Source organism: Thioclava sp. UBA3469 (assembly GCF_002378135.1).
GTDB classification, from domain to species: Bacteria; Pseudomonadota; Alphaproteobacteria; order Rhodobacterales; family Rhodobacteraceae; genus Thioclava; species Thioclava sediminum.
Window position 1 is genome coordinate 596 of record NZ_DFRG01000140.1, and the last position, 239, is coordinate 834.

The 239-nt window shown below is 62.3% G+C and carries 1 protein-coding gene; it reads right to left on the reverse strand.

Annotated elements, in window-relative coordinates; all coding sequences use genetic code 11:
* Positions 1–239 (reverse strand): hypothetical protein (locus B3D39_RS11340; protein WP_286789697.1); only part of this gene is annotated, 239 nt, incomplete at both ends.

Genomic DNA, 239 nt, shown 5'->3' on the forward strand with positions numbered 1-239 from the left:
GCTTGTCCCGCTCGGCCTGCCACTTGGCAGTCATTTCCGAAGCGCGATCCTGCAGATCGGCCAGTTCCTTCTCGAGCTTCTCGAGACGGTCCTTCGACGCGGTGTCGTCCTCTTTCTTTAGCGCTTCCGCTTCGATCTGCATCTGCAGGATCTGACGGTCGAGCGCATCGAGCTCCTCGGGCTTGCTGTCCACTTCCATGCGCAGACGCGAGGCGGCCTCGTCCACGAGGTCGATCGCC